Raw genomic sequence first — 5,287 nt, 5'->3', positions numbered from 1 at the left:
TGGCCAAACAAAGCTTTGAAGCCCGCATAGCCATCGGCATGGATCCAGCCTTTATAGCCGCTCAGGTGTCCTTGCGGGTGCTCGCCCTTGCGATCTACAGTGAACTGGTACCACGCCAGAGGCGGTGATTGCCCTACCCAAGCTCGTTCATCTCTCACATAGGCCCAAATACGAGCGGTTTTTGTCTTCTTGTTGCCCGGTGCCTGAAGCTTGACCGGTGTATCATCAGCAAAGACTGCGTTGCCTTGCCGAACCATTCGGCCAATAGCATCAGCCAGTGGTTCCAGCAAAGCGGTCGAGCGGCCAACCCAGTCACTCAAGGTGGAGCGGTCCAGATCGATGCCCTCACGACCAAAAATCTGCGATTGCCGGTACAACGGCAGATGATCACAAAACTTCGATACCAGTACATGAGCGAGCAGCCCCGGCCCGGGACGCCCGCGTTCGATTGGTCTGGATGGCAGCGGCGATTGAACGACTTTCTCGCAGCAGGAACACGACAAGCGTGGTCGGCGGATCCGGTTCACCACAAAACGACCCGGTACATATTCAAGCTCTTCGGTGATGTCTTCGCCAAGCTGCTTGAAGCTACCACCGCACCGCTGGCAGCTATCGCCGGGAACAAGAACCGTATCATTGCGCTCCAGATTATCCGGCAATGGTTTGCGGCTGTGTTGGCGCTTTGGGCTTTTGTCTGCTGAAGGAGCAGGATCACGCTGCTCCTCGGCGGCCTCGGCAATCTCTTTGTCTTCAGCTAGATTGAGGTGGAGCTGATCAAGCGTCTCTGACTTGGAGCCAAACCGGTGCCGATTGGCCCCATGCAGCTGGTGTTGGAGTTGCTCGACCTTCAAACTCAAAGCCTTCACTTCCTCCGCCAGAAGCTTGTTGACGGCTTTTAGTTCAGCTGGGTCTTCTGAGGCGATGTCGAGGTCGTTGAGCATGCTGATTTTATACAGGAATTCCCCCGTTAGAGTAAGTCAAAATCAGCTTAAGACACTGCAACCATTAGCCTATCCGGATGTCAGAGGTGTCCATGTCTTCACCGGTGTTCGCCAGTCGATCCCTTCGAGCAGCATCGACAGTTGAGCTGCAGAAATATGGGCTTTACCTTCCTTCGCTGCAGGCCATATGAAGCGCCCCTTCTCAAGGCGTTTGGTGAACAGGCAAGCTCCCTGGCTATCCCACCAAATTATCTTTAAAAGATCACCTCTGCGGCCGCGAAACACGAACAGGTGACCTGAATACGGGTCTTCCGCCAGAACCTGCTCTGTTTGAGCGGCAAGTGTATTGAAGCCCCGGCGCATGTCCGTCACGCCAGCTGCCAGCCAAACCCGAGTATTGCTGGGAACAGGGATCATGCTCGCAACTCCCGCAGAACCTGGGCAATCACATCAGCACTCACAGCACCGCTCAAGAAAACCTGATGCCCGCCCGCAAGGCGGATCCCAAGGCATAGTGGCTCTGCTTGATTTGAAGAGACTTCGCTATTCACCGGTATTGGTTGAGGGGCTTCTTCTGCATCCACGCTGACAGAGATAAACCCAGCCTTTGTTGGTTCTGCCGCCATCTCTTCAAGAGCGGGATTGAAACGAGGGTCTTTCAGCCAGTAATAAAGCCGCGCTTTTCTTATGCCATGTCGCTTGGCCACATGCGCAACCGGATCGCTTCCTTCAACGGCTTCTCGACAAACCGCGCGCTTCTCATCGTCACTCCAGCGCCGTCCTTGGCTTTCTATCATCATCAAAGTCCATGCAGATAAAACTACACGTACGATAGAGCAGCAAAGCTAGAATCGTCAGGTCGGGTTCGCCGGACGCTTACTCAATACCTGCCATTCGCCAAGTATTGGCGAACTGCTAACGGAAGGCCTTCGCAATCTAGGGTAGTTATTTCACTTGAAGTGGGCTCTTATGTTTGCGTCATTTGCCATATGATATTTTGCACATTTCTGGAAAAACTGGTCTCATAAGACCAATGGAGTTCACCCTGCGAATGCCCTTATCAAAGCAGACCGCTTCTGGACGGAAATAAGCCCTTGCGCATGACGGATACTCAAGTACCTACAGCTAGCCGAGCAGTTCGTTGATGAAGGTATCTTTGGCGACATCCCCGAGCGCATCCAATACTACTTAGATTTCGACTTAATCGCCCGCGATCTGGAGGCAGATTATACTGCCACCACCATCGCCGGAGAACGCTTAGCCCACCGTTGCGGGTAGGCTGAGTGCCTCAAGCTTGTCAGCCAAAGAAATTCTGCCAAGGCTTCGAACTCCCTTCTTAAATTCATGCAGGAAGTTGGTTTTGTGCATCAAGTTTCGTAGTTCATGAGGAATATCATCCGAAACCTGATATTCTTTTTTTTTATCCGCCAGCATCTCCGCATAAGACTCAGAGTAATACTTGTTACGGGCTAGGTAGAAAATTGTTTCGGCATCGGCGATCTGATCATCCGTAAGTTCTTTCAAAATGCAATCAAGAACTTTCTCTTCCACTTCTTGCTTTTCTAAAAGGTTTTTCCTCCAAGGCATATCCAAATAATTGGTTCCCAGATCATTTCGATCTCTTGGTGGATGAATAAGTTGCCACTGCTGAACGAGGAATAGCGCTTTATCATCGGTTAGGTGAAGGAGGTCCGTTTCCTGACCTATGTTAGCCCTGAGTTCAGGCACTTCCTCAATTTTCTTTTGAGCAATAGAAAATTGTCTGCTTCCAATCCCAAATCGTTCCATCATCCGCTTTTTTATTTCATGAAATTCGTCGCTTCCCCATTCTGATTTAACAGGCAGGAAGCGAGATATCTCAAACAAATCACTGCGTGAAAGATAGTTCGTGCGCGTTTCTGTCTTGTCCTCATCGCACAATGAAAAACTTCGATATTTCAGCTCATCGAGTATTTCCTTTAATGTCCCTAAACTTTCGCGGATGCTGGCAATGTTTGCTAAGGTATGATCTTCGAGGCTCCTTTGACCGTCTCTATTTTCGGCATATCGCAGCTCTTGACCATCTTCATCGATCTGGCTCAGGCTATCTATGAAGGGCTTCAAATTTGCCAAGTGTATTCTAAGAGCTTCATCAGGTATCGCATCGTCGCGCCAGTTGTCCGTATTGCTAAGATGATCAAAATGGGAAGAGATATCGTAGTTTAGCGCATGTTCAGTCTTTACCAATTCAGCGTTAAACAGTGTCTTTGTAACCAATTTTAAATGCAACTCGACAGCATGTCGCGCATTATACAAGATTGGCATTACGAGCGTATCTCTCTGTGAATAGAGCTCTTTTTCAATAATCAAATCTGCAAGTTCAACAGCGGCTTCAATATATCCGTCTGCATAATTCAAAGCGTGGCCTTGCTTGCCGATCATTGCATTCCATTCAGAATTTTGTGGCAGTGAAAAAAATGGATCTATTGTCATGTGTTTCCCAATATGTTTTGCAAAATTTCTATTGAAGCTGATTGGCATCGTGAGATTATTTCTCAATCGCTTGTTGAACTAGCTTCACCCGTTTCGAAATTATCTCGCGCACTTTTTTCAGAATGGGGTGGTAGATGCCTTCTTCATCCAGCTCTTCAAGGAGCGCGTCAGCTTCAAACTCAATCTTGCTCGCCATAGCCAAAAGCTCATTTTTCAGCATTCGTTGCGCGGCTTTGGTGGGTGAGACGAGGGAATACCAATGCTCAAGTTGAATTGTATCTGGCAATGCGCGACCGCCAATTTTCATTGCCATTTTCTTCGCAAGACGCGGATAAGCAGCGGTGCAAACAATATCGTAAAGAGGTGCAAGGTCAGGTGTTTTTTCACGGTAGAGCAATGAATAGTTCTTGGCATGCGCATCAGCATTGCCGACCAAGTAATGAAAGATCAGCATCTTTTGAAAGGTCAGGCGTTCTGCCGCTGGACGGCGCGTGTATTTCTGAATGAGCTCTTGCGATTTAGTCACACCAAGCCCACCTTCCTCTTCGTATTTCAGCTCAGGCGGAACGCTCAGCGCTTGGCAGAAATCTTCCTGATGAAGTTTCAGGATCTTGCCAGTTTTCTCTTGGTGTCGATCATAGCGCTCTACCAGAATAAAATCAGTCTCGCCCGCTGTTGCCTTGGAAACTGCGGGCGCGTTAAGCCCCATTCGCGCCGCCAGTTTCATACAAAACAGTTCATTTTCAACGGTGCCCTCTAAACCCTCAATGAAGGGTTTCAAAATATGGGTGGTGGGTCTACCATCCTTGGGAAGGGCAATCTCACCATCAATCATGCAAACTGCGAGCTTATCTTGTGCGCCAGCGAGTGATAAGCGCACCCCTTCTTCACCGCCAAGCAGAGGGCGCTCGCGTAAATGTTCAAGAATTTTAGCTAGTTGCTCAGCGCTTAACGGTTCAGTGTCAGCCGAGCTGAATTCAGGTGGGGCACTGTCCTCAGGCAGTAGCGAAAGTGCACCGGCGCATTCCCCGCCAATAATCTCCAAAAGCCCAAATGCATTTTCTTGGGAAACTCTAAGGGCGGCGGCTAATCTCTTTCGTGCCCGTTCATCAGGAAGAAGGCCAGAGAAAAATGGCCTTACTGTAGCGTCTGAGTATGGCTCTTCTCGAAGCGGCATTGAAACAGAAACTGATGGATTTTTCTTGGAAAGGTGGTCTGTATCATAGGTAAATGTGAGGCTGGCGTCAGCCGCTTGTACGAGCCGCCCAGCTTTTTCTTCGCGTAAATAAACGTCAAGGATACGGCTCATGCTTCACCGCCTCTACTGTTCACCTCAACAGAAATGCCGAGTGTTTGCATCACGGCAAAGGCGAGCCCAATGCGGCAACTCTCCTTGCCGTGTTCCAGTTCGCGTACAAAACGAACACCAACTCCAGAGAGAGCGGCAAGTTGCTCTTGAGTTAGTTTTTGTCGTTTGCGTTCAGCGCGGATCAATGTTCCAAGCTCGCTGTGATCGTTTACGATAGTCATAATCATCCCTTTCGGGACGATTTTAACGCAAATAATGCGACATTGCACGAAAAAGAACTGAACGGGACGATTTTGTGTTTTGTTAGATGGAATTGGACCAAATAACCCCGAACGGGACTATTAGTGAAAGAAAAACTCAATGTTCAGATCATAACAACTATTGATAGAACTACCCGAATGGCGGCTTATGGCCCACGCATCCTGACGTAGCCATTCTCATTTCCAGTTCTCTACGCCGCAGCGAACGTCAGCAAAGTCCAGACTTCAATTATGAAATCGAACCGCGTTGACAGGCAGCTTCGGATCATTGGGCGTCATTTCAGTATGAGGCTCTATTACTCACA

At 49.0% G+C, this 5,287-nt stretch carries 6 protein-coding genes; all 6 read right to left on the bottom strand.

All coding sequences use genetic code 11. The features are described 5' to 3' along the window. On the bottom strand, nt 1-941 hold a 941-nt coding region (locus tag PPL9_RS04665; protein WP_082596548.1), incomplete at its 3' end, for an IS66 family transposase. 69 nt (nt 942-1,010) lie between these two features. Further along, entirely contained in the window at nt 1,011-1,358 is a 348-nt protein-coding gene (gene tnpB / locus PPL9_RS04660; protein WP_057461557.1) for an IS66 family insertion sequence element accessory protein TnpB, read from the bottom strand. Next, entirely contained in the window at nt 1,355-1,738 is a 384-nt protein-coding gene (locus PPL9_RS04655; RefSeq protein ID WP_057461556.1) for a transposase, read from the bottom strand. Before PPL9_RS04655 ends, tnpB begins: the two co-directional genes overlap by 4 nt. Before the next feature lie 460 nt (nt 1,739-2,198). Continuing rightward, the gene (locus PPL9_RS04650; protein WP_152986595.1) at nt 2,199-3,413 is read right to left on the bottom strand and encodes a hypothetical protein; all 1,215 of its coding nucleotides are present in this window, start codon (nt 3,411-3,413) and stop codon (nt 2,199-2,201) included. Nucleotides 3,414-3,468: 55 nt separating this feature from the next. Then, nucleotides 3,469-4,722 (bottom strand): type II toxin-antitoxin system HipA family toxin, encoded by a 1,254-nt coding sequence (locus tag PPL9_RS04645; protein WP_057461554.1) that lies wholly within the window; start codon nt 4,720-4,722, stop codon nt 3,469-3,471. Continuing rightward, the gene (locus tag PPL9_RS04640) at nt 4,719-4,949 is read right to left on the bottom strand and encodes a helix-turn-helix domain-containing protein (protein WP_200962110.1); all 231 of its coding nucleotides are present in this window, start codon (nt 4,947-4,949) and stop codon (nt 4,719-4,721) included. Before PPL9_RS04640 ends, PPL9_RS04645 begins: the two co-directional genes overlap by 4 nt. Nucleotides 4,950-5,287: the final 338 nt, after the last annotated feature.

Source organism: Pseudovibrio sp. POLY-S9, assembly GCF_001431305.1.
Lineage (GTDB): Bacteria > Pseudomonadota > Alphaproteobacteria > Rhizobiales > Stappiaceae > Pseudovibrio.
Note: the sequence above shows the minus strand (reverse complement) of the source record. Positions and strands in the feature narration are given on the sequence as shown.